Source organism: Brevundimonas sp. CEF1 (genome assembly GCF_051353055.1).
Classification (GTDB): Bacteria; Pseudomonadota; Alphaproteobacteria; order Caulobacterales; family Caulobacteraceae; genus Brevundimonas.
The window spans coordinates 1,721,536-1,746,383 of record NZ_CP195593.1; the positions used below are offsets into that span (position 1 = coordinate 1,721,536).

Annotated in this window: 24 protein-coding genes; 17 read left to right on the plus strand and 7 right to left on the minus strand. The window is 67.4% G+C overall.

All coding sequences use genetic code 11. The features are described from left to right. Positions 1-56: 56 nt before the first annotated feature. Together hrpB and ACR9FL_RS08990 are read left to right on the plus strand one after the other, a co-directional pair. Positions 57-2,492 carry an ATP-dependent helicase HrpB gene (hrpB, locus tag ACR9FL_RS08985; RefSeq protein WP_436358044.1) on the plus strand — a complete coding sequence of 812 codons (2,436 nt, stop codon included), beginning with the start codon at positions 57-59 and terminating at the stop codon, positions 2,490-2,492. 64 nt (positions 2,493-2,556) lie between these two features. Beyond that, a complete protein-coding gene (locus ACR9FL_RS08990; RefSeq protein WP_436358045.1) occupies positions 2,557-3,846 on the plus strand; it encodes an MFS transporter in 1,290 nt (429 codons plus the stop codon). Positions 3,847-3,849: 3 nt separating this feature from the next. Here ACR9FL_RS08990 and ACR9FL_RS08995 read toward each other — a convergent pair whose 3' ends face one another. Genes ACR9FL_RS08995 through ACR9FL_RS09005 form a run of 3 tightly spaced genes read right to left on the minus strand, consistent with a single transcriptional unit; the run spans position 3,850 to position 7,002 of the window. Continuing rightward, a complete protein-coding gene (locus ACR9FL_RS08995; protein WP_436358046.1) occupies positions 3,850-4,662 on the minus strand; it encodes a TrmH family RNA methyltransferase in 813 nt (270 codons plus the stop codon). A 1-nt stretch (position 4,663) separates the two neighbouring features. Beyond that, positions 4,664-5,560 (minus strand): class I SAM-dependent methyltransferase, encoded by an 897-nt coding sequence (locus tag ACR9FL_RS09000; RefSeq protein ID WP_436358047.1) that lies wholly within the window; start codon positions 5,558-5,560, stop codon positions 4,664-4,666. A gap of 17 nt (positions 5,561-5,577) precedes the next feature. Then, positions 5,578-7,002 (minus strand): glycosyltransferase, encoded by a 1,425-nt coding sequence (locus ACR9FL_RS09005; RefSeq protein ID WP_436358048.1) that lies wholly within the window; start codon positions 7,000-7,002, stop codon positions 5,578-5,580. A 107-nt stretch (positions 7,003-7,109) separates the two neighbouring features. On the opposite strand from ACR9FL_RS09005, the gene ACR9FL_RS09010 reads away from it, so the two are divergent. The 5 genes from ACR9FL_RS09010 to ACR9FL_RS09030 all read left to right on the plus strand — a co-directional run bounded on the left by ACR9FL_RS09010 (position 7,110) and on the right by ACR9FL_RS09030 (position 10,729). Then, positions 7,110-7,775, plus strand: a complete 666-nt coding sequence (locus ACR9FL_RS09010) for a TetR/AcrR family transcriptional regulator (RefSeq protein WP_297932793.1) — start codon at positions 7,110-7,112, stop codon at positions 7,773-7,775. Continuing rightward, positions 7,772-8,566, plus strand: coding sequence for an ABC transporter substrate-binding protein (locus ACR9FL_RS09015; RefSeq protein WP_436358049.1), 795 nt, complete (start codon positions 7,772-7,774; stop codon positions 8,564-8,566). The genes ACR9FL_RS09010 and ACR9FL_RS09015 overlap by 4 nt, the downstream gene beginning before the upstream one ends. After that, a complete protein-coding gene (locus ACR9FL_RS09020; RefSeq protein WP_436358050.1) occupies positions 8,563-9,552 on the plus strand; it encodes a FecCD family ABC transporter permease in 990 nt (329 codons plus the stop codon). The genes ACR9FL_RS09015 and ACR9FL_RS09020 overlap by 4 nt, the downstream gene beginning before the upstream one ends. Beyond that, complete coding sequence (locus tag ACR9FL_RS09025; protein ID WP_436358051.1) at positions 9,549-10,313, plus strand: ABC transporter ATP-binding protein; 765 nt, start codon at positions 9,549-9,551, stop codon at positions 10,311-10,313. Before ACR9FL_RS09020 ends, ACR9FL_RS09025 begins: the two co-directional genes overlap by 4 nt. 122 nt (positions 10,314-10,435) lie before the next feature. Then, positions 10,436-10,729 (plus strand): DUF6916 family protein, encoded by a 294-nt coding sequence (locus ACR9FL_RS09030; protein ID WP_296174771.1) that lies wholly within the window; start codon positions 10,436-10,438, stop codon positions 10,727-10,729. On the opposite strand, the gene ACR9FL_RS09035 is transcribed toward ACR9FL_RS09030, so the two are convergent. From ACR9FL_RS09035 to ACR9FL_RS09050, 4 genes are read right to left on the minus strand one after another with little or no spacing between them, the layout of a single operon-like run. Further along, complete coding sequence (locus tag ACR9FL_RS09035) at positions 10,722-11,186, minus strand: GNAT family N-acetyltransferase (RefSeq protein ID WP_436358052.1); 465 nt, start codon at positions 11,184-11,186, stop codon at positions 10,722-10,724. The two genes, ACR9FL_RS09030 and ACR9FL_RS09035, sit on opposite strands and share 8 nt — an antisense overlap. A 24-nt stretch (positions 11,187-11,210) precedes the next feature. Next, positions 11,211-11,738: a phage tail protein gene (locus ACR9FL_RS09040; protein WP_296174774.1), complete on the minus strand. Its 528-nt coding sequence runs from the start codon at positions 11,736-11,738 to the stop codon at positions 11,211-11,213. Between the two features lie 7 nt (positions 11,739-11,745). Beyond that, a complete protein-coding gene (locus ACR9FL_RS09045) occupies positions 11,746-12,267 on the minus strand; it encodes a phage tail protein (RefSeq protein WP_436358053.1) in 522 nt (173 codons plus the stop codon). 18 nt (positions 12,268-12,285) lie between these two features. Beyond that, positions 12,286-12,918, minus strand: coding sequence for a phage tail protein (locus ACR9FL_RS09050; protein ID WP_436358054.1), 633 nt, complete (start codon positions 12,916-12,918; stop codon positions 12,286-12,288). Positions 12,919-13,051: 133 nt separating this feature from the next. Between ACR9FL_RS09050 and ACR9FL_RS09055 the strand changes: the two genes are divergently transcribed. The 10 genes from ACR9FL_RS09055 (at position 13,052) to ACR9FL_RS09100 (ending at position 24,801) form a co-directional block, all read left to right on the plus strand. After that, positions 13,052-15,250 carry an IPTL-CTERM sorting domain-containing protein gene (locus ACR9FL_RS09055; RefSeq protein WP_436358055.1) on the plus strand — a complete coding sequence of 733 codons (2,199 nt, stop codon included), beginning with the start codon at positions 13,052-13,054 and terminating at the stop codon, positions 15,248-15,250. Next, complete coding sequence (locus ACR9FL_RS09060) at positions 15,247-15,624, plus strand: hypothetical protein (protein ID WP_296174785.1); 378 nt, start codon at positions 15,247-15,249, stop codon at positions 15,622-15,624. Before ACR9FL_RS09055 ends, ACR9FL_RS09060 begins: the two co-directional genes overlap by 4 nt. Positions 15,625-15,631: 7 nt before the next feature. Further along, positions 15,632-16,447 carry an aspartyl/asparaginyl beta-hydroxylase domain-containing protein gene (locus tag ACR9FL_RS09065; protein ID WP_436358056.1) on the plus strand — a complete coding sequence of 272 codons (816 nt, stop codon included), beginning with the start codon at positions 15,632-15,634 and terminating at the stop codon, positions 16,445-16,447. Next, on the plus strand, positions 16,438-17,412 hold the full coding sequence (locus ACR9FL_RS09070; RefSeq protein WP_436358057.1) for a sulfotransferase: 975 nt from the start codon (positions 16,438-16,440) through the stop codon (positions 17,410-17,412). Before ACR9FL_RS09065 ends, ACR9FL_RS09070 begins: the two co-directional genes overlap by 10 nt. A 149-nt stretch (positions 17,413-17,561) precedes the next feature. Then, a complete protein-coding gene (locus tag ACR9FL_RS09075; RefSeq protein ID WP_436358058.1) occupies positions 17,562-20,084 on the plus strand; it encodes a TonB-dependent receptor in 2,523 nt (840 codons plus the stop codon). A gap of 11 nt (positions 20,085-20,095) precedes the next feature. Continuing rightward, positions 20,096-21,787: an alkaline phosphatase D family protein gene (locus ACR9FL_RS09080; protein WP_436358059.1), complete on the plus strand. Its 1,692-nt coding sequence runs from the start codon at positions 20,096-20,098 to the stop codon at positions 21,785-21,787. A gap of 86 nt (positions 21,788-21,873) precedes the next feature. Continuing rightward, on the plus strand, positions 21,874-22,536 hold the full coding sequence (locus ACR9FL_RS09085) for an STN domain-containing protein (protein ID WP_436358060.1): 663 nt from the start codon (positions 21,874-21,876) through the stop codon (positions 22,534-22,536). Between the two features lie 108 nt (positions 22,537-22,644). Next, positions 22,645-23,259: an energy transducer TonB family protein gene (locus ACR9FL_RS09090; RefSeq protein WP_436358061.1), complete on the plus strand. Its 615-nt coding sequence runs from the start codon at positions 22,645-22,647 to the stop codon at positions 23,257-23,259. Positions 23,260-23,269: 10 nt separating this feature from the next. Then, on the plus strand, positions 23,270-23,815 hold the full coding sequence (locus ACR9FL_RS09095; protein ID WP_296174798.1) for an RNA polymerase sigma factor: 546 nt from the start codon (positions 23,270-23,272) through the stop codon (positions 23,813-23,815). 47 nt (positions 23,816-23,862) lie between these two features. Next, on the plus strand, positions 23,863-24,801 hold the full coding sequence (locus tag ACR9FL_RS09100; RefSeq protein WP_436358062.1) for a FecR family protein: 939 nt from the start codon (positions 23,863-23,865) through the stop codon (positions 24,799-24,801). Positions 24,802-24,848 lie beyond the last annotated feature (47 nt).

The following is a 24,848-nucleotide window of genomic DNA, read 5'->3' on the forward strand; positions in this document are numbered from 1 at the left end:
GATGAAGCGATGACGACGCTTTCGTGACCGGGGGCGTTGCGGCTAGAGCCGATGTGATGCTGCCGATTCACGCTGTACTGGAGCCGCTGAAAGCGGCGCTGAGCGCGACCAATGCGGTCGTTCTGGCCGCCCCGCCGGGGGCGGGCAAGACCACGGTCGTGCCCTTGGCCCTGCTGGATCAGGCCTGGCTGGGCGATCAAAAGGTGCTGGTGCTGGAGCCTCGCAGGCTGGCGGCTCGGGCGGCGGCCGACCGGATGGCGGCGACCCTGGGGGAGAAGGCGGGCGGAACGGTCGGTTATCGCACCCGGCTGCAGAGCCGGATCGGGCCTGAGACCCGCATCGAGGTCATCACCGAGGGCGTCTTCACGCGGATGATTCTCGACGATCCGGCGCTGGAAGGCGTCGGGGCGGTGTTGTTCGACGAATTCCATGAACGCAGTCTGGACGCCGATCTCGGGTTGGCTCTGGCGCGAGAGAGTCAGTCGGTGTTGCGCGACGACCTGCGGCTGCTGGTCATGTCCGCGACGCTGGATATCACGGGGGTGTCCAAACTGCTGGACGGCGCCCCCGTGATCGAGGCCGAGGGGCGGATGTTCCCGGTCGAGACCCTCTATCTGGGCCGCAACGCCGCCGAGCGATTCGAGGACGCTGTGGCGCGGGCGATCATGCTGGCGTTGGGCGATCAGACAGGATCAGTGCTGGTCTTCCTGCCGGGGCAAGGTGAAATCCATCGTACGGTTCAGCGCCTGAACGAACGGCTGCGCGATCCGGCCGTTGATGTGGTCGCCCTCTATGGGGCGCTGGACAAGGGCGAGCAGGACCGGGCCATCGAGCCGGCGCCGCCCGGACGGCGCAAGGTGGTGCTGGCGACCTCGGTGGCGGAAACCAGCCTGACCATCGAAGGCGTGCGCGTCGTGATCGACGGCGGCCTGTCGCGTGTCCCTCGCTTTGAGCCGTCCAGCGGCCTGACCCGGTTGGCGACGGTCAAGGTCAGCCGCTCGTCGGCGGAGCAGAGGCGAGGCCGCGCCGGACGCGTAGAGCCGGGCGTCTGCTACCGCCTGTGGGACGAGGAGCAGACGCGGGGTCTGGTCCCGCATCAGCGGCCGGAAATTCAGGAAGCCGACCTGACCGCCTTCGCGCTCGATCTGGCGCGCTGGGGCGCGAAATCGGTCGAGGGGCTTGCCCTGCTGGACCCGCCGCCCGCCGGAGCCTTGGCCGAGGCGCGGAAGGTGCTGACCCGACTGGGGGCGTTGGACGCCAAGGGCGACCTGACGGCGCATGGGCGGCGGCTGACGCGCATCCCCTTGCCGCCGCGACTGGCGCACATGGTGTCGGTCGCCTCTGATCAGGGCGACGCCCTGGGCGGGGCCAAGATAGCGGCGGTGCTGAGCGAGCCGGGACTGGGTGGGAACGCCATCGATCTGCACGACCGATTGAAGGGGCTGGAGCGAGATCGGTCGCAGAGGGCGCGCGACGCGATGAAGCTGGCCGAGCGCTGGGCGCGGGCGGCGGGCGGTGGAACTGGCGGCGAGGCCGATGCGGGCCTGCTGCTGGCCGAGGCCTTCCCGGAGCGGATCGCGCGGGCGCGGGGCAAGCCGGGCGAGGTGCTGCTGGCCTCCGGGCGCGGGGCCTTCCTCGATCCGACCGAACATATGGCGCGCGAGTCGTGGCTGGCGGTGGCCGAACTGGGCGGCGGGGACGCGCGCGACCGTATCCGCCTGGCGGCGGCGCTGGACGCCGCGACGCTGGAGGCCGATCTGGCGCACCGGATCGAGGTCGAGGACCGGCTGGCGCGCGAGCCTTCCGGCAAGCCGGTGATCCGCCGCATCCGCCGGATCGGCGCCCTGGTGCTGGACGAGAAGGTCGTCGGCGCGCCGGATCGCGCGACCATGACGGCGGCGCTGAAATCAGAAGTCGAGGCAGGCGGTCTGTCGGCCCTGAACTGGGGCGAACAGGCGGGGGCGCTGCGGGCGCGGCTGGCCTTCCTGCGCGGGCTGGATGCGACCTGGCCCGACGTGTCGGACGAGGGCTTGCTGACGGTGCGCGAGGATTGGCTGTGGCCACTGCTGGACGGAGCGCGGTCGCTGGGCGACATCGGCGACGGCAAGCTGGCCGAGGCTTTGCGCGGGCTGATTCCCTGGGATTTGCAGCGCAAGCTCGACGAGTTGGCGCCGCCGCGCCTGACCACGCCGCTGGGTTCAGCCAGCATCGACTATGCCGCCGAGGGCGGGCCGTGCGTCGAAATCCGGGTGCAGGAGTTGTTCGGGGTGAAGACCCATCCGACGGTCGGCGGCGGGAGGGTTCCGCTGACCCTGTCCTTGCTGTCGCCAGCACGAAGGCCGGTTCAGGTGACGAAGGACCTGCCGGGATTCTGGGCGGGATCGTGGGCGGCGGTGCGCAGCGAGATGCGCGGTCGCTATCCGCGTCATCCTTGGCCGGAAGACCCCGCCAACGCCGAGGCGACCAGCCGGGCCAAGCCGCGCGGGACGTGAAGCGTCGTCTTGACGGCGGATTACGATGCAGCGCAATGACCGTGCAGCAATTTAAGGATTTCGCGTGGCCGACGCTGCACTCTCACCGCCTGCTGCCTCCAAGCGGAGAATTCTGTTCGCAAGCCTGATCGGCACGACGATAGAGTTCTTCGACTTCTACATCTACGCCACGGCGGCGGTTCTGGTGTTTCCGGCCCTGTTCTTTCCGGGCGAGGACGCCACGACGGCCATGCTGGCCTCGTTCGCCACCTTCTCCATTGCCTTCTTCGCGCGACCGGTCGGGGCGGTCGTCTTCGGCCACTTCGGCGACAAGGTGGGACGCAAGGCGACGCTGGTCGCGGCTCTGATGACCATGGGGCTGTCGACGGTGGCCATTGGCCTGCTGCCGACCTACCAATCCGTCGGCCTGCTGGCGCCTCTGCTGCTGGCCCTGTGCCGCTTTGGTCAGGGCCTGGGTCTGGGCGGCGAATGGGGCGGGGCGGTCCTGCTGGCCACCGAGAACGCGCCGCCGGGCAAGAAGGCCTGGTACGGCATGTTCCCGCAGTTGGGCGCGCCGATCGGCTTCATCCTGTCGACCCTGAGCTTCATCATCCTGACGGCCACCCTGCCGAACGAGCAGTTCCTGAGCTGGGGTTGGCGCATTCCCTTCATAGCCAGTTCGCTGCTGGTCTTTGTCGGCCTGTGGGTCCGTCTGCGGATCACCGAGACGCCGGAGTTCAAGAAGACCATCGACAAGGCCGAGCGGGTCGAGACGCCGATCCTGACCCTGCTGGCGCGGCACAAGTTCGCCCTGCTGACCGGGACGCTGGCCGGGATGGCGACCTTTGTCCTCTTCTATCTGATGACCGTCTTCGCCCTGGGCTGGGGCACGACGGCGATGGGCTATACGCGCGAGCAGTTCCTGCCGATCCAACTTCTCGGGGTCTGCTTCTTCGGGCTGTTCATTCCGCTGGCGGCGCTGGCGGCGGATCGCTGGGGGCAGGGGCGGACGCTGCTGGTCACCTCGATCGCCATCGCCCTGTTCGGCCTGGTCTTGGCGCCTCTGTTCGACGGCGGCGGGCTGGCGGGCGTCGTGGCCTTCTTCATCATCGGCTTCAGCCTGATGGGCTGCACCTATGGGCCGCTGGGCGCGGCGCTGGCGCGGCCCTTCCCGACGGCGGTGCGCTATACCGGCGCGTCGATGACCTTCAATTTGGCGGGGATTCTGGGCGCGTCGCTGGCGCCGTTCGCGGCGACCTGGCTGGCGGGGCGTTACGGCTTGCAGGCCGTGGGCGCCTATCTGGCCGTCGCCGCCGTCCTGACCATTCTGGCCCTGCTGGGTATGAACCGGATCAAGACGGACGGGGAGGCGTAAGCCTTAGATGTCTGTGCCATAGGCCGCGTCCGTGACGGCATAGACCATGATGCCGGTGGCGACGGCCAGGTTCAGGCTGTCGGCTCGGCCTCGCATGGGAATCTTGACGTTCAGGTCGCAGGCGGCGGCCAGTTCGTCGGTCAGCCCGGCTTGCTCGTTGCCCATCAGGATCAGGGCCGGATGCTGCACGGGGCTATCGCGGTAGCCATGCTTCGCGTCCAAGCGGGTGCCGATGACGCTGCCCGGCCATTTGGCGCGCCAGGCCAGGAATTCCTCGCGCGTCGCCTTGCTGATGGTGACGGCGAAGACCGAGCCCATAGTGGCGCGCACGGCCTCGACCGAGAAGGGATCGACACAGTCGCCGATCAGGATGACGCCGCCGCAGCCGGCGGAATCCGCCGTGCGGATGATGGTGCCGAGGTTGCCGGGATCGCGCACCTGTTCCAGCGCCACCCAGCAGGGCTTCGCGGCGGGTTCGATGGCCTCTAGCGGGGTGTAGACCTGTTCGAACACGCCCAGCACCGTCTGCGGATTGTCGCGACGGCTGATCTTTTCGAGGATGGCGTGGGTGACGACGATGATCTGACCGCCCGCCCTGACCGTCTCGGCCTTGGCGCGATCCAGCAGCGGGTGAGGCCGAGCCTCGTCGCCGACCAGCAGCATGACCGGGGTGCGGCCCTGACCCAGAGCCTCGCCGATGAATTTCAGACCCTCGGCAAGGAAGTGGCCGGTCAGGTCGCGTTCCTTGCGCATGTGCAGGGCGCGGACCGACTTGATGGTGTCGTTGGTCAGTGAGGTGATGACGCGCTCGACCATGTCAGGCGCTCCAACGCGCGAAGAAGCTTAGGCCGATGGAGCGGGCGTTCGGGCCGTCCTCGGACAGGGCCAGTTCGCCCCAGTCGATCTTCCCGCCACGATCATGGGTCGCCTCGGCCATCATGTGGGCCAGAGACAGACCGGAAATCCGCGCCGCATAGGCGTTGAGCAGCAGGAAGGAGGCGTCGTCTGAGAGGAGGGCGGCGCAGTCCTTCAGCAGGTCCGGCATGTCCTCGAACAGGCGCCAGACCTCGCCATTGGCGCCGCGCCCGTACTTGGGCGGGTCTAGGATGATGCCATCGTACTTCGAGCCGCGACGGACTTCGCGCGCCACGAACTTGCGGGCGTCCTCGACCAGCCAGCGGATCGGACGGTCGGACAGGCCCGACAACTCGGCGTTCTCGCGGGCGTAGGCGACCGATTTCTTGGAGGCGTCGACGTGGGTGACGTGGGCGCCCGCCGCCGAGGCGGCCAGGCTGGCGACGCCGGTATAGCCGAACAGGTTGAGGATCTTCGGCTGCTGCAGGGTGCGGATGCGGGCGTCCAGCCATTCCCAGTTGGCCGCCTGTTCGGGGAAGAAGGCCAGGTGGCGGAACGGCGTGAACCGGCCCATGAAGCGCACGTCGCGCCATTTCAACGGGAAGGCGTCGATCGGGCCATGGGCGTCGAAGCGCCAGCGGCCGGAATCCTCTTCCTCCTGTTGCGGGTCGAACATGGCGTTGGCCTGTTCGAAGGCGCTCTCGTCATGGGCCTTCCAGAAGCACTGAGGCTCGGGCCGGACCACGGTGTAGCGACCGTAGCGTTCCAGCTTGCGGCCGTCGCCGCTGTCCAGCAGGGCGTAGTCCGACCAGCCTCGCGTGACGAGGGTTTCGGGAGAAGGAGAGAGAACCGGAGCCATCCGGCGCTGATAGGCGCTCAGGCGGCCGCTCGTCCAGCGTCGGCGATCAATGGCGCCAGGATCGGCGCTGTTTCCTCGCAGGCGATATCGGGGCGATGGGCGGTCTTGTCCCAGCGATGGGGTTCCAGGATCAGGCGAACGAAGGCGTGGGCGAAGGCCAGGCTGAGCAGCGACCAGTAGAAGGGAGCCGCGACCATGTCGCTGATGGCGAAGGGCGTATTGGCGCGCCGGGCGCCCAGTGTGGTCGCAAGGAGGGCCACCGCGGCCCCGCCCACCAGGATTCCCAGTCCGAACCACGGCGTCTGGGGCAGGTGGCGAGCCAGCAGGGCCATCAGAAAGAAGATGCCTATCCAGGCGACAGATAGGGCGTGTAGGGCCGCCGAGGCCACGGCCGCGCCGAGCGTCAGGGCCAGAGCGAGCCAGCCTCGCCATCCCATGCCCGAACCGGATCGGGTGTGGACGCACAGGGTCTGCATATAGCCCTTGAGCCAACGGGTGCGCTGCGGCAGCCAGTGAACCAGATGGCCTGGCGGGGTTTCGTAGGTGGGGCGGGTAAGCATGCCCAGGCGCCAGCCACGACGCCAGATGCGAAAGCCCAGGTCGGCGTCCTCGGTCACGTTCCAGGCGTCCCAGCCGCCTAGCGCCCGCAGAGCCGCAACGCGGAAATGATTGCTGGTGCCGCCCAGAGGGAAGGGCAGGCCCATCTGGGCCATCGCGGGCAGGGTGACCTCGAAAAGGGCCGCATACTCGGCCGAGAATTGCCGATCGAGGAAGGGCGAGGCGCGTCGCTGCTTGTGTCGCCGGCGGATGCGGAGCGGGGCCTGGAGACAGACGAGCGCGCTGTCCTCGGCGGCGAACCGGGCGGCGGCCTCCCTCAGTTGCAGGGGGTCTGGATCGTCCTCGGCGTCATAGACGGTCAGCAGTTCGCCCCGCGCCACAGAGAGAGCATGGTTCAGAGCGCGGGGTTTGGTCGTGGGGGCGCCGGGCGGCGCGATCAATACCTGAAGCCAGTCCGGCAGGGTCAGGGCGCTTGCGGCGTCGATAGTCGCCTGATCGTGGGCTTCCAGCACCAGATAGCCGTCCAGAAGCGCCGTCGGGTAGTCGAGGTTCGCCAACCGTTCGATCAGGTGGGGCAGGATCGCCGCCTCGTCGTAGAGCGCCACGACGATGGAATATCGGGGCAAGACCATGGGTTCGACCCCGGACGGCGTGAAGGGGCGCTGGCTGACGATGAGGGTCAGAAATCGCCAACCGATAACGGCGAGGAACCCCAACTGCAGCAGAAAAAGGATCGCACCGCCGACGGCCGGTGAGAGCAGGGAGGCGCCAGAAGCTCCGCCGAACAGCAGAATGAACAGTATGATCTGGCCCGGCGTTGCGGTGATCCTGGCGGCGTCTTCCGTGCTTTCGGCGCCCAGGCTCCCGGGGCGTTGTCCATGCATTTCAGGCCCCCATGACACGCTAAAGGTTAATTCTTATTAAGATTGCCGTAACTAATACCTTGGTTCTGCCAATGGCAAGTGGTTGGCGATTCGGGGAGGTTGAGGCTATGCAGGACGCCTTCCCGTCATGGAGTTCTGGATTGTCCGGCGACTCGACCCCCACGCCGCGCTCGGCCCGCAAGCCCAAGGGCGAAGGCCATGTTCGGCGCGCAGAGATATTGGCCGCCGCGGAACGCATCTTCGTCGAGCATGGCTATGAAGGGGCGACGATCCGCAAGATCGCGGACGAGGTCGGCTTGTCGTCGACCGCGCTCTACATGCACTTCGCTGACAAGAGCGAGATGCTGCATGAGATCTGCCGCGGCGCCTTTGAGGCCCTGATCGCCTCGCACCAGAAGATTCTGATCGAGGACGAGCCACCTGAGGCGCGGCTGAGGCGGATGATCGAGGCCTATATCCTGTTCGGTTTCGAGAACCCCAACGCCTATCGCCTGACCTATCTGACGCGCCCGGTCGAGGCGCGCGAAGGGGCCCAGACCGTGGCTCAGGAGACAGGTTTCGAGCTGTTCCGCTCTTTCGTGGACGTGGTTGAGCAGGCCGTCGCCGCCGGTCGTATGAGGGGCGATCCGACGACTCTGGCCCAGGCCATCTGGGCCTGCGGTCATGGCATCGTCTCCTTGCGGATCACCAAGCCCTATTTCGAATGGGCGGATCGGGATGAACTGACCCGGGTTACGCTGGACGCCCTGTTCGCGGGGCTGCTGAGGCCGTGAACAGGCGTTGCGGGGCGCTGGCCGTCCTCCTTCTGCTGACGCCAGTTGCGGCTGAGGCGCGGCCGTTGCGGGTGCTGTCGCTGGACCAGTGCGCCGATCAGTATGTCCTGGCGCTGGCGCCCGAGGCCGATCTGGCCCTGTCGTCGCGGGCGGACGATCCCGATTCCTGGATGCGTCAGGCGGCGCGCGGGCGGACGCGGGTCCGGCCGACGCTGGAGGCGGCTATAGGCTTTCAGCCCGACGTCGTGGTCCGCTACTGGGGCGGGGAGCCGCGCCTGCTGGCGGCGCTGGAGAAGCGCGGGACGCGGGTGCTGAACATCGACGACGCCACCGACATGGCCGGGGTGCGAGAGAACCTGAGGTCGGTATCGCTGGGGCTGGGGCAGGAGGCGCGCGGCGCGGCCCTGATCGCCCATATGGATAGGCGGCTGGCTCAGGCGGCGGGCGGTGGGCGCGGACGCGAAGCCGTCTATGTCACGCCCGGCGGCTATACGACCGGGTCGGGTTCGCTGATCGATTCCATTCTGAAGGCGGCGGGGTTTCGCAACGGCGTGACGGGGCCGGGCTATCAGCCCCTGGGCATCGAGAAGATCGCTCTGAGCCCGCCGGCCCTGTTCGTGCGAGGCTTCTTTCAGCAATGGCGGTCGGACTGGCGCGGGCCGGGGCGGCATCCGGTCGTGACGCGCGCCGCCAAGGGACGGACAGTGACGGACCTGCCGGCCTCGACGCTGAGTTGCCCCGCCTGGTTCGCGGCGGACGCGGCGGCCCTGCTGGCGGTGGCCGCACGATGAACAGACATCTGAGCCTGAACCTCGGTCTGGCGGCGGCCATCCTGCTGGCCCTGGTCGGGGCGGTGTTGCTGGGCGAGACGGCGCTGTCGGCGGCCCAGTATGGGCAGGCCCTGGTCGATCCCGCCTCGGGACCGGGCGAGGTGCTGTGGCAGGTGCGCGCGCCGCGCGCGGTCTGCGCCCTGATGGTCGGGGCGGCGCTGGGGCTGGCGGGGGCGGTGCTGCAGGGCCTGCTGAGGAACCCGCTGGCCGATCCCGGCGTGCTGGGCGTTTCGGCCACGGCCGCCCTGGGCGCGGCGGGGGCGATCGTGCTGGGCGCTGCGGCCATTCCCGGTCTGGTCGAGGGCGCGGCTCTGGTTGGGGCGGCGCTGGCCGGACTGGTGCTGGTCGCCATAGCGGCCAGGGTGCGGGCGCCCGAGGCGTTGATCCTGTTCGGGGTGGCGTTGTCGAGTTTCGCCGGGGCGCTGACGGCCCTGATCTTCAACCTGTCGCCGTCGCCGATCGCCTCGGCCGAGGTGATGAACTGGCTGCTGGGTTCGGTACAGAACCGCAGCTGGATCGACGTGGCCTGGGTGGCCCCGGCGCTGGCGGTGGCGGCTGTCTTTGCGGCGGGGGCGTCGCCGGGCCTGCGGATGCTGACTCTGGGCGAGGAGGCGGCGCGGGCGTCGGGCCTGTCGATGGGGCGGATGCGAGTTCTGGCCCTGATCGCCTCGGCGGTCGCGGCGGGGGCGGCGGTGGCGGTGGCGGGGGTGATCGGCTTTGTCGGCCTGGCCGCGCCGCATCTGGTGCGAGCGGCGGTGCGCGGCGATCCAGGGCGATTGCTGCTGCCCTCGGCCCTGGCGGGCGGGCTGATGCTGGTGCTGGCCGATCTGGCGGCGCGGCTGATGCCGACGGATCAGGAGTTGAAGCTGGGCGTGTTCACGGCCCTGGTCGGGGCACCCCTGTTCGCGCTGATCGCCTGGCGCGCGGCGCGGGAGTGGCGGCTGTGAGCGCTCTGTTGGAACTGGACGGCGTGGTGGCGCGCATGGGCGCGGCGACCGTGCTGGACGGAGTCAGTTTTTCGGTCGCGGCCGGCGAACTGGTCGCCCTGTGCGGGCCCAATGGGGCGGGCAAGTCTAGCGCCGTTCGCGCGGCCCTGGGCCTGACGTCTTTGCACAGCGGCGCGGCCAGGCTGGGCGGCGAGGACGTGCGACGGCTGTCGGAGCGCGAGCGCGGGGCGCGAGCGGCCTATCTGCCGCAGGAACGGCAAATCGCCTGGAACCTGCCGGCCATTGAGGTGGCGGCCCTGGGGGCGCCCTTCCTGTCAGGGGCTGCGGCGCTAGACCGGGCGAAGGCGGCGCTGGACGAGGTCGGGGCGGCGCATCTGGCGGAGCGCGGCGTGGCCGAGATGTCGGGCGGCGAGCGGGCGCGAGTGCTGCTGGCGCGGGCCCTGGTGGTTCAGGCGCCCCTGCTGCTGGCGGACGAGCCGATCGCCGGACTGGACCCGGATGCCCAGCTTCTGGTGCTGGAGCGTCTGCGGGCGCGAGCCGACGCGGGCGGAGGGGTGCTGGTCAGCCTGCACGATCTGACGCTGGCGGCGCGGATCGCGGATAGGGTGGTGGTTCTGGATGCTGGCCGCGTGGTCGCCGACGGGGCGCCGGTCGAGGCGCTGTCGCCGGCGGTGTTGCGCACGACCTTCAATCTGGACGGGACCTGGCTCGATGCGCCAGATGGGCCGCTGCTGGGCGCGCGTAGGCTGTCAGGCCTGTGACGTCGACGCTGGCTTGCACCCGGCAGGTGTTTCTCCCGGGATAGTTTCGGCAAGAGGTCGGTTTGACGTGACTACGATCATGACGCCGTTATGTTGGCGTCGAATAGCCCAAGGACGCCTGAGTGCAGTTTCTACAGACCGAGCATTTTGGCGGGCGCGCCAATGAGACCTTCGATCTTTCGTTGGGCGAAACGACGCAGACCCTGACCTTGATCGAAGTCCGGCCTCTGCCCATCCAGAATTTCCCGGGCATGGTGCGCCAGCCCTTTTCCTTGCTGTTTCGTAGCCCGTCGCAGATCGCCCTGCCGCAGCGCATCTATCGGCTCAACAACGCAACCATCGGGGCGCTGGACGTGTTTCTGACGCCCGTGGGACGGGACGCGGCCGGTGTGATCTATGAGGCCGTCTTCAACTAGTCGGACGCCACTCCATCCGTAGATGAGCGCCTTCGGCGCCGATCATGGTGAAGCCGAGGCGTTGGTAGAGTCGCATCGCGCCGGGATTGTTCGATAGAACATGCAGGCGGACGCAGGGACGGCCGTTTCGGCGCGCCTGGGCCATGGCCTTGCGGATCAGACTGGACCCCAGCCCTTGTCCGCGCGCCTTCGCCATCAGCGAGATGTCGACGATCAGCCGCCTTTCATCGTCGTCATGCAGCCAGAGACGCCCCACGGGCTGACGACGCAGTTCGACGATGCTGTGTCCATCTGGGCCGAAGTGCTGATCGTAGTGGCGCTTCTGAAGTTCAAACTGGCTCGACAGGAAGCGGGCGCACTGGTCCTGCGGCCAGCCGGTCAAGCTCATCTCGTCGGTCCGCGTGTCGGCGTAAAGGACGCGCAGGAAGGTGTCGTCGCCTTCCGCGACCGCTCTCATGCTGGCTTGAAACACAACGCCCATCTAGTTGAACGAGGGGAAATCTCCCTGCAAGGCGATGCAGTAGTTCAGCGCCAGGACAGGTTGCCGGTTCTCGTGGGCCGCCCCATTGCCTGCTATGCCGATGGCGAGGGGATGCAGGGCTGCGTTGGGGGCGACGCCCGACCGGAAGGTGCGCGACTGGACGGGCGACGACAGGGCGCTGCCGGTCACCGGCGCGCCCAGGCGATTGTCAGGCCCGTTCGCAGCCTGCAGCGTGTGGCTGTGCTGCGGCATTTCCGTGATCGATAGGGTGACGCTGCTTGCGCCAACGGTCTCGCCAATCGCATAGGGCGTCAGGCCTGGTCCCTGGCCTTGGCTGACAGCGACCCGGTTCACCAGGTTCGGCAACTGATAGTTCGACGTGCCGTTCCCACCGTATTGGATTCCAATCAGGGAGAAGAGCGCGGTGTTCTGCTGAATAGGCAAGGTAGCACCATTACAGAACGCCCAAGTATGCGGCGCATAGTCGAATCCGAAGATCTGAATTTCACCGACGTAGGGATTTGTCATTGCGCCATCAATTTCTAGAAGGGTAAATTCCAAACGAGGCGATGCAGTAGCTCACCGCCAGAGTCGGCATGAGATTGTTGTGTGCAAACCCGTTACCGCTGTTGGCTACCGAGGCGGAGCTGAGTGCAATATTGGCCGAAGCCTCCATGTAGGCCGTGTCGGAGGCCTGTGCGGCATGCATAACGTCCTGGCTTGGCGTGTCGGCGGTCGCGGCGGCTGAGGTGGCCACGAAGGTGTGGGTGTGCGGGGGCAGGTTGGACGAGATAAGGGTGACCGCCTCGTTCCCGGCCCGCAGGCCCAGTGGCCGGGGCGTAAGTCCAGGGCCCGTCCCCTGATGAACCGGGGTCTGCCCCCTCAGATCGGGAAGCCCAAAGGTATTTACGCCGTCGCCGCCGTAAGCCGTGCCCAGGAGGGTGTACAGGGCGTCGTTGTTCGCAATCGACATCAGGCTGCCGTTGCAAGGCAGCCAGCCTGTGGGAATGCGCGCAAATCCGAACATCCGGATCTCGCCGAGGAAGGGAGTAGACATGGCTTGCTCTGTGTCGGTCTAGTTTCGCGAAGGGAAGACGCCGTTCAAGGCGATGCTGAAACTGATCACGCTGAACGGCTGCATGTTGTTGTGAGGGATGCCGCCGCCCGTCTGGCCGATATTGGCAAGAGCAACTGCCGCACCCGGAGCCGCATAGGCGGGCGCGCCGTTCGATGAGCGCGCCGCCACCCCTCCCATAGGGCTGCGCCCGGCGCCGGCCTGCGTCGTCGCCTGAGCCATATGGTTATGTCTCGGCATTTCATTGATTCCAATGGTCACGTTCTCTGCCCCCGCGAGCAGCCCGCGCGGATACGGGCTCGGGCTCCAGGCAGGGTCCACAGAGTTGCCGGCGCCGACCGGCGCCCGCCCCTGAAGATTGGGAAGGCCAAAGTTCTGGGAGCCGTTTCCGCCGTAGGCAACACCCAGGAGGGCAAAAAGGGCTTGGTTCTGCTGGATGCTCATGAGCTGCCCATTGCAGTAAGCGAAGTTTCTGGGTGGAAAGCCAAACCCGGTCATCATGATCTGACCCAAGAAATATTCCGCCATGAGGCCCCCCTCGCTCAGTCCGAAGCGCTTACGGCTGCGCTTCTCCTTATGGGTGTATATACGCAAGCGCGGACCGCCGTCATCACCACTGGCGAAAATCATCATTCACCGTTACGCTTCAATTGTTTTGACGACCTGCGTTTTTTACTCGCCGGGATGTCCAGCCGTCAGGCGGCACGGGGGAATGGTTTTGGACGGATTCAACGGGCGCTTCGTATCGAGCGTAGCGCGCGGCTCGATGCGTCGAGCAGCGCTGACTCTTGTCGGCCTTTTCGTCCTGCTGATCGGCTCGATAGCCGGCGGCGGGTCCGCCAGCGCCCAGACCTGCAACGCGGGATCAATCAGCTTTTCCGCCGTCGACACGACTCAAACCCTGAATGCGCAAGCCTGCGACGAACTCATCAATGACTTCAGCAGTTGGGGCGGCTTCTTCACCGAGGCGACAGGCGACGCCTACAGCTTCTTCGGCCTCGGGGTCGATGATTTCGGAGCGCCCGCCGATGAGACCTTCGAAACCGCTAACGCCGTCTATAGCTTCAACGGCGATCTGAGCAGCGACATTTTCACCATCACCCTGGTGTCGTTGAAGAACGGCGGGGTCGCGAACGATACTATTTCTCTGTTCATGTGCCCTGGGCCGGAACAGTCGCAGGCATGTCTGACCACACAGCCGACGACCATCAGCGTCAACCTGCCGGCCCCATTGAACATCACCACGACGACACTGGCGGATGCGGCGGCGGGCGTCGCATACAATGCGCAGATCCTCGCCAGCGGCGGCGTGACGCCGCGAACCTTCGCTGTGACCGCAGGGGCGCTGCCGGGCGGCGTGACCCTGGGCACGGACGGGGTCTTTGCCGGCGCGCCGACGGTCGTGGGCCCCTTCAACTTCACCGTCACCGTCACCGACAGCAGCAACGCCACCGACAGCCAGGCCCTGAGCCTGATGGTGGATGCCCCGACGCTTGAGATCACGACGGCCACCCTTGCCGGAGGCACGGTCGGCGCCGCCTATTCTCAGACCATCGCCGGAACCGGCGGCGTCGCGCCACGCACCTTCGCCGTGACGACCGGGGCCCTGCCGGACGGCCTTGGCCTGTCGGCTGCCGGGGCTCTGACCGGAACGCCGACTGAGGGCGGCGACTTTGACATCACCGTAACGATGACGGACGCGACGACGGGCGGTTCGGCGCCGTTTACGGCAACCAAGGACTACAGGCTGACGATCGGCGCGCCGACCATCACGGTCGGCCCGGCAAGCCTTGGGAACGCCAGGGTCGCTTCGGCCTATAGCGCGAGCCTCACGGCCTCTGGCGGCGTGTCCGGCTACAGCTTTGCGGTCACCGCCGGCAGCCTGCCGGCAGGCCTCACCCTGACGAGTGGCGGCGCCTTGAGCGGAACGCCGACAGCGGGCGGCAGCTTCAACTTCACCGCGACCGCCACGGATTCCTCCACGGGAGCCACGCCATATTCTGGGACCAGGGCCTATAGTCTGACGGTCGGCGCGCCGACCGTCGTTCTGGACACGACGCCGCTGCCTTCGACCTCGGTCGGGGCCGTCTATAGCGCCAGTCTTGCGGCGACCGGCGGCACGTCGCCTTATGTTTACACGATAGCATCGGGTGATTTGCCGACCGGGGTCACCCTGTCCAGCGTTGGCATCATCAGCGGCGCGCCTGCAGCCTCGGGGACCTTCAACGTCACGATCAAGGCCACGGACTCCTCTACCGGAACGGGACCCTATGAGACGACCCATGCCTATACCCTGACCGTCGCCCCTCCCACGCTGAACGTCAGCGGCTTCCTGGGCGGAGCCAGCCTCTACGCCTCCTATTCTGGCAACGTCTCGGCCAGCGGAGGGCAGGGCCCCTACACCTATGCCGTGAGCAACGGGAGCACGCCGCCGGGGATCACCCTGGCCGCCGACGGCGCGTTCAGCGGCACGCCGACCACGACGGGCAGCTTCACCTTCAGCGTCACGGCAACGGATTCGACGGCGGGCAACGTCGGCGGTCCCTACACCGGGAGCGACACCTTCACGATCGTCGTCGCCGCGCCGATCATCGTCCTGCCTGGAGCAAGCCTGTCGGACGCCATCCTCCATCAGTCCTATAGCCAGCAATTGCCGAGCGCGAGCGGAGGCCTGGCCCCCTATAGCTACATCTTTACCGGTGGCGCTCTGCCGCCGGGCATGTCGCTGAGCCCGACCGGATTGTTGAGCGGCACGCCCACTCTCGACGGTGACTACACCTTCACTGTCGAGGTCCGCGACTCGAGCCCTACCCCCTATTCGGGCGCCCAGACCTATACCGTGCGGGTCGTCAATCGACCTCCCTTGGTTATTCCCACCCTTTCGGAATGGGCGATGATCCTGCTGGCGGCCTTGCTGGGCGCCGGTGCTGTAACCACCCTGAACCGTCGACGGACCAGCCGATGAACCGCGTCACCTCCCTGGATCGGACACATATGAACCGCCGAGGCCTGTTGGGGGCAGGGGTGCTTGTCGCCGTGGCGGGCGTGTCGCTGGCGAACGGCGCGCAAGCTCTGACGCGCACGGTGCTGGAGGCGAACAACGGGCGGCGCGTGACGCTGCGCGGCGTCATGGCTTCGTCGTCATTGTCCGCCGTGCACTACTTCACCATCCAGGGCGTCAGCGCCGATGATCAGGTCCGAGTCTTCCTGCGAGATGGCCGAGATCGACCGGCAGGGCGGACCGTATCTCTGGAAGGACGGTTGCAGTTGGGCAAGTTTCAGGACGCCGTGACGAACGATATCGCGCGAGCGGTGCTGCTCGACGCCCGCTTCGTCTAGGCATCCGGTGATTGATCGTTTTCGTCTGCCGCTCGCGGTCGATGTGGAGGCGTTGCGCGCGGATCTGATCCGTCTGGGCGACGCCGGCTGGACCCCGCACTTTAACCGTGACTACTACGACGGCGACTGGAGCGGACTGGTTCTGCGCGCCCCTCCAGGACACGGCGACAGTCTCTACACCGGGGGCGGAGACGGTGTTTGGCAGGATGCCCCGGCCATGGACCAGTGCCACGGCGCCCGCGCCTTGTTGGAGCAGTTGGGTCTCGATGTGCGATCCGTACGTCTGCTGCGCCTCGGCGCGGGGGCCGAGATCAAGGAGCATCGCGACTACGGCCTGGGCGCGCGAGAAGGCGAAGCGCGGCTGCACGTGCCGATCATCACCAATCCGTCCGTGGCGTTTCGCGTGCGCAATCGACCGGTCGATATGCGTCCCGGTGAGATCTGGTATCTGGACCTTGGACAGCCGCATCGGGTGCACAATGCCGGCCCGACAGATCGCATCCATCTGGTGATCGACGTGGCGGCGAATGCGCAGCTGCGCACCTGGGCGCCGTTCGATCAGGTCGATCCGGAGGTTCAGAGGGTCGCTGAAATTCTGAACGCCACCTCGCCTGAAACGAGCGCGAGGAACTTCGCCACCTTTCGCGAGAGAATGCTGAGCGATGCTGCGCTTCACGTCGAGCTGGCCGCCATTCGCGACCGCCGACTCTTTATCGAGGAGACGGTTCGGCTGGGCGTGGAAAGCGACCTTCCATTTGCTGAGGCCGAGGTCGAGACGGCGCTGATCGACGGCCGCAATCGCTGGAACCAGCCATGGAGTTGATGGATCGCCACCCAGCCCATTGGTTGCCGGCGCGCCTGTTCTGGGGCGAGGAGGCAGAGGCGCAGGTGACGTGGCTGCATGGCGAGGACGAACAATTCTCCGAGTCCTTTCTGCAAGACACCTTCAACGTCTGGATGCGGCGGCCCATCAACGCCGCCTTTGCCCCGGTCACGTCGCTGGAACGGCTGAGAGCGCGCGCGGCGTCCTTGCCCGGCATTGCACCGACGGGTTTTATCTTCCACGTGTCGCGCTGTGGTTCGACCCTGCTGTCCAGGCTTCTGGCTCAGGCCCCCGATACGCTGGTGCTGTCCGAACCGCCGCCATTTGACGCCATTGTTCGCGCCAATCACCGCGCGCGCCGCATGACCGAAGCACTTCAGATAGATACATTGCGCGCCATGGCCAGTGCATTGGGCCAGCCGCGAACACCGGGCCAGAATCGGCTATTTATCAAGCTGGACGCCTGGCACGCTTTGCAGGCGCCGCTGCTGCGCGCGGCCTTTCCCGACACGCCCTGGGTGTTCCTGTATCGCAACCCGATCGAAGTCATGGTGAGCCAGCTGAGACAGCGTGGAATGCACACGGTTCCCGGCGTCCTGCCGCCGGCCTTGATCGGCGGGGCTGATCCATCCGCGGTTTCGCCCGAGGACTATTGCGCGAAGGTGTTGGGGGCCATTTTCGCCGCCGGCCTGGCCATGCACACGCCGGGCCGATCATTGTTGATCAACTACAGCGACTTGCCCAACGCGATAAACCCCATCGCGCGCCATTTCGGCCTCGATCCGAACGATCCCGACTTCCAAACTGCCCTGGCGCGTGAGTTAAAGACCGACGCCAAGCGCGGCGGCGACTTCACCCCTGACAGCGTCACGAAGCGTGCTGAGGCGACGCCGGCGATCCATGCAGCGACGATGGCCTGGTTGACCGCGATCTACGATCAACTCGAAGACGCTCGGCGGGCGTAAGAGCGGCGTCAAGCAGGGTGCTGAAATGACCGTTTTCGGAGAACTTGTCGCCCAACTGATGCGTCAGCTTCACTGTGGATTTGCGTGGGCGTCGCGGGTCCGACACTGACGCCCACTACGCCACCCCCATGAGTTTCAAGGGGGATGCGATGATGAAATCCGTGGCGAACAAGGCTGGCCTGTTGGCGGGCGCGGCGGTGCTGAGCCTGATGGCGGGCGGCGCGGCCCAGGCCCAGAGCGCGGCCGAGGATCACGTCTCGACGGTGGACGACATCATCGTCACCGCCCAGCTGCGGGCGCAGGACCCGATCGAGGTGCCGTTCGCCCTGACGGCCTATAGCGGCCAGTTCCTCGAGAACCTGGGCGTGCAGGAGTTCGAACAGCTGTCGGCCTTCGTGCCGGGCTTCCTGGTGCAGAACCAGTCGCCGAACAATCCGGGCTTCGTCATGCGGGGCATCACCTCGGACTCGGGCGCGGCCACGGCCGAGCCGCGCGTGTCTGTGTTCCAGGACGGGGTGTCGATTTCCAAGTCGCGCGGCTCCTATGTCGAGCTGTTCGATCTGGAGCGGGTCGAGATCGCCAAGGGACCGCAGTCGACCCTCTATGGTCGAGGCGCCCTAATCGGGGCGGTCAATCTGGTGCAGAACCGCGCCCGTCCGGGGCAGTTCGACGCCGAGATGCGCGCCGAGATCGGCGACTACGGCTATCGCTCGGTCGAGGGTTTCGTGAACGCGCCGGTGGGGGATGATCTGGCCCTGCGTCTGGCCACGCGGATGAAGACCCGCGACGGCTCGGTCGAGAACCTGTTGGGCGGCGAGGACTACAACGGCATCCAGACCAAGGCTTTCCGCCTGTCGGGCGCCTGGACGCCGACGGACAATCTGCGCGCCGACCTGATCGCCAACTATCAGACTGACTCCGCGACCGGCACCTCGTTCAAGTCCATCGCCTATGATCCGGCCGACCCGACGACGGGCGCGGTTCTGGGCGGTCGTGCGCCGTGGGAGGGCGCGGCCCTGACGCCGGGCGCCGCCTTCGACGGCGGCAAGAGCCTGGGTCTGGACCGCGAGGTCTGGGGCGTGACGGGTCTGGTGAAGTGGACGCTGACGCCGTCGCTGTCGCTGAACTCGACCACGGCCTATCGCCAGTTCGATTCTTACGAGACCTTCGACGCCGATGGTCTGTCGCTGCCGCTGCTGACGGCGGCGGAGGAAGCTTACGGCGAACAATGGAGCCAGGAGTTCCGCCTGAACTGGGACAACGGCGGGCGCCTGTCGGGCTTTGCCGGCGCCGGCTGGTTCCGCGAAGAGGGTTATCAGCGCACCCCGACCCAGTTCGACGAGCGCATCGCCCTGGCCCAGCTAGCCGGACTGCTGGACGGTTCGCCGACGACGGTGGGCCACAACACCCTGCCGATCTCGGCCTATCCGACCGTGGCGACGCAGTTCCTGCAGGCGACCTTGGCGCCGATGGGGGCAGGGGCCCTGGCCGCGCCGATCGCGGGCAATCTGAAGTCGGCGCATATCGAGATCCCGATCAACAGCGCCGAACTGACCTCTTATGACCTGTTCGCCGACCTGACCTTCAAGGCCACGGACCGGCTCGAGTTCGCGGGCGGGGTTCGTTACACCCGCGACGACAAGACCACGGGCTACGCCAGCTCGGTCGCAAACGGCCGTTCCATCGCCGGCGGTCTGCTGGCGGTGCTTCAGGGCGCGGTCCCGGCTGGTCAGGTTCCGGCCCTGCTGGGCGGTCTGGCCAATCCCAACGCCGTCAACCTGCCGGCCTCGGTCCTGCCGCTGTTCGGTCTGACGGCGCAGCCGACCGCCAACAACGGCGATTTCGTCTATGGAGATCATGAGGACGACGGCTTCACCTGGCGTTTGACTGCTCGTTACGCCCTGTCGGATGACGCCAGCCTCTACGCCAACTACGCGCGGGGCCGTCGCCCCGAGGTGCTGAGCGTCAGCGGCCCGTCTGCCCCGCTCGGCGCCCCGACCTTCAAGGTCATCGAGGCAGAGACGGTCGACAGCTTCGAGGTCGGGGCCAAGGCGGCGCTGATGGGCGGTCGCCTGCGTCTGGACGGCGCGATCTTCCACTACGCCTATGACAACTTCCAGACCACGGTTCAGGAAGGCACCCGCTTCATCACCACCAATGCCGGCGAAGCCAGCGCCTATGGCTTCGAGGGGCAGGTCTTCTGGGCCGCCGCCGAGAACTTCGACCTGTTCGGCACTTACGGCTACAACCACTCGCGGTTCGAGGCGGGCCTCTATGACGGGAACCGTTTCCGTCTGTCGCCGGACAACATGGCCTCGATCGGCGCCGTCTGGCGTCTGCCCGTCGCGGGCGGCGTGGTCGAGGTTCAGCCGACCTATACTTGGCAGTCCAAGGTCTTCTTCGACGACAACAACGACATCCCGGCCTTGCAGACCCAGAACTTCGTCGCCGACCTGATCCAGGACGAATATCAGGACAGCTATGGCTTGCTGAACCTGCGGGTCCGCTACGCCCCGGCGTCCGGAAACTGGGGCGTCGAGGCCTTTGGCGAGAACCTGCTGGACGAGGAATACATCAAGGACGCCGGCAATACGGGCGATGCGCTCGGCCTGCCGACCTTCATCGCCGGACGCCCCGCCAGCTACGGCGTGGCCTTCACCGTTCGCTACTGAGGGCCAGGCGCATGACCATGAACCGTCGCGGCCTTCTGGGCCTGTTCGGGGCCGGCGCCGCCGTCGGCGCGACGCCGGCGATGGCGGAGACGGCCTCGGTCGCCTTCGTGCACGGCGTCGCCTCGGGCGATCCGGGGGCCGAGCGGGTGATCCTGTGGACGCGGGTCACGCCGCGAGAGGGCTTCAACGGTCCGGTCTCGGTGGCCTGGCGTGTGCTGGAAGGCGAGGGCGATCACGTCGTCGCCTCGGGCCGGTTCGAAACGGGGGCGGAGCGCGACTATACGGTCAAGATCGACGCGGCGGGCCTGCGTCCCGGTCACGACTATCGTTACGACTTCGCGGTCGGCGAGACCCGCTCGCCGGTAGGCCGCACCCGCACCCTGGCGAGCGAAGGGGTGACGCCGGTCAATCTGGCGGTCGTGTCGTGCCAGCTTTATCCAGGCGGCCTGTTCAACGCCTATGAGGCCATAGCCGCCCTGCCGTCGCTGGACGCCGTGGTTCACCTGGGCGACTACATCTACGAATATGGGGCCGAGGCCGACGCCTATGGCATGGCCACTGGCGCGGCGCTGAACCGTCTGCCCGAGCCGCGTCATGAGATCGTGACCCTGGCCGACTATCGGACCCGTCACGCCCAATACAAGACCGACGCCGACCTGCAGGCCGCCCACGCCCGCGCGCCCTTCATCTGCGTCTGGGATGACCATGAGACCGCCAACGACGCTTGGTTGCATGGCGCCGAGAACCACCAGCCCGAAACCGAAGGCGACTTCGCCGTTCGCAAGGCGGCGGCGCTGAAGGCCTATTACGAGTGGATGCCGATCCGCGAGGCGGCGCCCGGCGCGCTGAAGCAGGCCATCCACCGCAGCTTCCACTTCGGCGACCTGGCCAGCCTGATGATGGTCGAGACGCGGCTGACGGGGCGCACCGAGCCGCTGGACTACAGCAAGGACCTGACCGCCAAGGAAGGCCCGGACGGCGAGCCAGTGCTGGACCTCGACGCCTTCCGCGCCAAGCTGAACGATCCGTCGCGCGATCTGATGGGAGATGAACAGCGCGCCTGGCTGACGCGCGAACTGGCGGCGTCCAAGGCGGCGGGCCGTCCCTGGCAGGTGCTGGGCAATCAGGTCGTGACCGCGCGCGTGGCCGGGCCCGACGTGTCGCGCACCATGACGCCGGAACAGATCGAGGGTCTGATGGCCCAGGTGCCTGAGGCCTTCCGCGAGCAGTTCGAGCAGGCCCTTTTCCTGTTCAAGATGGGCCTGCCGTTCAATCTGGACGCCTGGGACGGCTATCCGGCGGGGCGCGAGCGGCTCTACGCCGCCTTCGCCGAGGCGGGCGTGCAACCCATCGTTTTGGCGGGCGACAGCCACGCCTTCTGGGTCAATGAACTGAAGGACGCCGGCGGCGCCCGCCGTGCGGTCGAGTTCGGAACCAGTTCAGTCTCCAGCCCCTCGATCGGCGACGCCATCGGCGGTTTCCCCTTGGGCGAGGCCCTGATGCAGGCCAATGACGAGGTCGTCTTCTGCGACCAATCGGCCAAGGGCTTTATTCTGCTGACCCTGTCAGCTGACCAGGCCGAGGCGAGCTTGATGCAGGTCTCCACCATCTTCGCCAAACCCTTTGAAATTAAACAGCTGAAACGTTTTTCCGTGAGAGGCGATGGCGGGTTGGCTGAGGTCGCCGGGGGCGAGGCGGGTTAGGCGGCCGCAGGGCCGCCTGCCCTTGCCATGATCGGAAGGCTGTGCTGATCCCGCGCTGACGGCGGCGGACGCGGGGTGGGACATAGATGTCGGAGGGCCTGAAGCGTCGGCTGGCGATCTTGGTCGCCATGGCTGCTCTGGCGGTCGCGGGCTCGGCGCAGGCGCGGCCGCAGGAGGCGCGGCGCTTTGAGGTCGCCGCCCAGCCGCTGGATCAGGCCCTGGCGGCCTTCTCGGTCTCGACCGGCCTGCAGATGCTCTACGACAGTTCACTGGCGTCGGGGCGGCGGTCGTCGCCGGTCTCCGGGGCGATGCAGCCGAGGGAGGCCCTGGCGCTGATGCTGGCGGGCACCGGGCTGACGGCCCGGTTCACGTCGGGCGGCGCCGTGGTCATCTATGCCGGCTCGACCTCGGCGGTGACGCTGAACCCGATCACCGCGACGGCGGCGCCGGTCATCGGCCGGTCGGGCGCGAACGCCGAGGCGCGGGCCTATGCCGAGGCGGTGCAGCGACAGACGATTGAAGCTCTGCGTCAGGACGCGGTGCTGTCGGGCGGCGACTATGCCTTGAGCGTGCGGCTTTGGGTGAACGAGGACGGCGCGGCGCGTCGGGTCGAAGTTCTGAACGGGTCGGGCGAGGCAGGGCGTGACGCGGACTTCCTGGCCCTGGCCTCGAGCCTGAGGTTTCCGGCGCCGCCGCCGGACCTGCCGCAGCCGATGCGAATAGAGTTTCGCGTCCGCCAGCGTCACTGACATATCAGCGTCACCGTTCTGTCGCCGGTGACGGTTTAGGGAGGCGGGGTTCCAGCGGCTCTGACGGCTCGACCTCCATCCATGACGCGAAACTGGCTCCTAGGCGCGATGACCTCGGCGGCCCTGCACGGCGGGGCGGCGGCTGTTTTGCTGGCGTCCTCGGCGATCCCGCCGGGTGCGGCGGCGCCGGAAGTCCAGCCGCACGCCGTCAATGTCGAACTGATCAATGCAGCCCGCCGACAGAGCGGCGACCAAGTCCGCACCGAAGCGCAATCCCGATCAAGCGAGAAGGCCAGTCCGGTCGCCGCAGCGCCTGCATCGCCCACGTCCGGAGAGGCGGCGACCGCCCCGATGCGGTCCGCCAGCGGGGGGGAGGCGGCCCTGCCGGCGGCGGCGCCCGATCCCGGCGCGGTGTCCGACTATTATCGCCGGGTCGAGAGCCATCTGGCGCGGTTTCACGCCTATCCGGCCGCGTTGACCGGCCCGCGCCCGACCGGGGTGGTGCGAGTTGGCCTGATCGTCCAGCGCGACGGGCGGGTGATGGACGCCTGGATCGAGACCAGTTCCGGGGTCGTGCCTCTGGATGAGGCGGCGATGCAGACCTTGAAGCGCGCCGAGCCTCTGCCGGGCCTGCCCGCGACCCTGCCGGGCGCGATCGACCTGATCGTGCCCCTGCGCTACGCTGCTTCGACGCGGGGCGCCGGCGTGCGGGTCGGCGAATGAGCGCAAGGTCATGGTGACGGATGCGGCCGCGCGTCTGCGGGGGCATCTGGTCGAGAAGTACGAGACCTTGCTGAGCGGCCTCAGCGCCCGGTTGGGCTCTCGCGAGCAGGCGCGGGATGCGCTGCAGGACGCCTATGTGAAGCTGTCGAGCAGCGGCCCTCAGGACGAGGTGCGTCACCCGACGGCCTATCTGTTCCGAATGGCGCTGAACATCGCCGCCAATGCGCGGCGGCGAGACCGGCGGCTGCTGGGCTTTGACGAGGTCGCAGCCCTGCTGGATGTGCCCGACGAGAACCCGGACCCGGCCGCCGTGGCGGAGGCGCGGTCCGATCTGGCGACGGTCAAGGCGGCGATGGCGCGGATGCCCGCGCGGCGTCTGGCCATCTGCACCGCCGCCTGGCTGGACGGCCTGTCGACGGTCGAGATCGCCGAACGCCACGGCATGGCCCAGCGCACGGTCCAGCACGAGCTGAAGCTGGCGACCGAGGCCTTGCAGAAGAATTTGGCTCAACCCAGGGTCATATCCTTGCGCCGTTCCGAAGATGGCGTGTCATGAATTACAGGGGCGCCTCAGAGGCCGGACATGAGCGGCGAGATCAGGACGTGAGCGACACGGTCGTCGAACAGGCCCAGGCCTGGGTGCGCCGCCTGATGTCAGGCGAGGCGACGCAGGACGACGCCCTGGACCTGGCTGTCTGGCGTCAGGCCGACGTGCGCCACGAGCGCGCCTTTGTTCAGGCCGCGCGGTTGCACAAGACGGCGCGACAGGCGGCGGCGGACCTGCGCAGCGAGCAGGTGAGGCAACCGACGATGGCGGGGCGAGGCCTGAGCCGCCGTATGGTGGTGGGCGGCGCCATCGCCGCCTCAGCTACCGGGGTGGCTATCATCGCGGAGCGGTCGGGGACGACGCGCTTTGCGCCTGCGCCCGCCGACTTCACCACGGCCAAGGGCGAGACGCGGCGCGTCGAACTGGCGGCGGGCGTCTCGGTCGAACTGAACACCCTGACGCGGATCGCCCTGCGGCCCCAGGCGGGCGAGGGCGCCTTCGAACTGCTGACGGGAGAGGCGGTCGTCACTGTCGATCGGCCCACCGCGCCTTTGTCTATTTTCGCTCAGGACGGCGAGACCACGGCCTCGCAGGCGCGGCTGGCGCTGCGCTGTCTGGACGGTCAGGTGCGGGTCTCCTGTCTGGAAGGCGCCGCTCAGGTGCGCTCGGCGGGACAGGCGGCGACCCTGCCTGCGCAACACAGCGTGACCTATGACCAGAAGCAGATGCAGGCCCCCACGGCCATCGACCCGGAGACCGAGGCGGCATGGCGACGCGGCCTGCTGGTCTTCCGCGATCAGCGCCTCGGCGACGTGATCGAGGAGATCAATCGCTACCGCACGGGACGCATCGTCATCGCTGATCCGCGGCTGAGAAACCGTCGCGTCAACGGCGCCTTCCACACCGATCGCATCGATCAGGTCATTGATCAGATGCGCCTGGCCTATGGGGTTCGGGCCACGCGCCTGCCCGGCGATGTTGTCCTCGTGGCCTGACGAAATCCTACATAAGCGACTGGAAAACGTCGCGAAATCTTCACGCT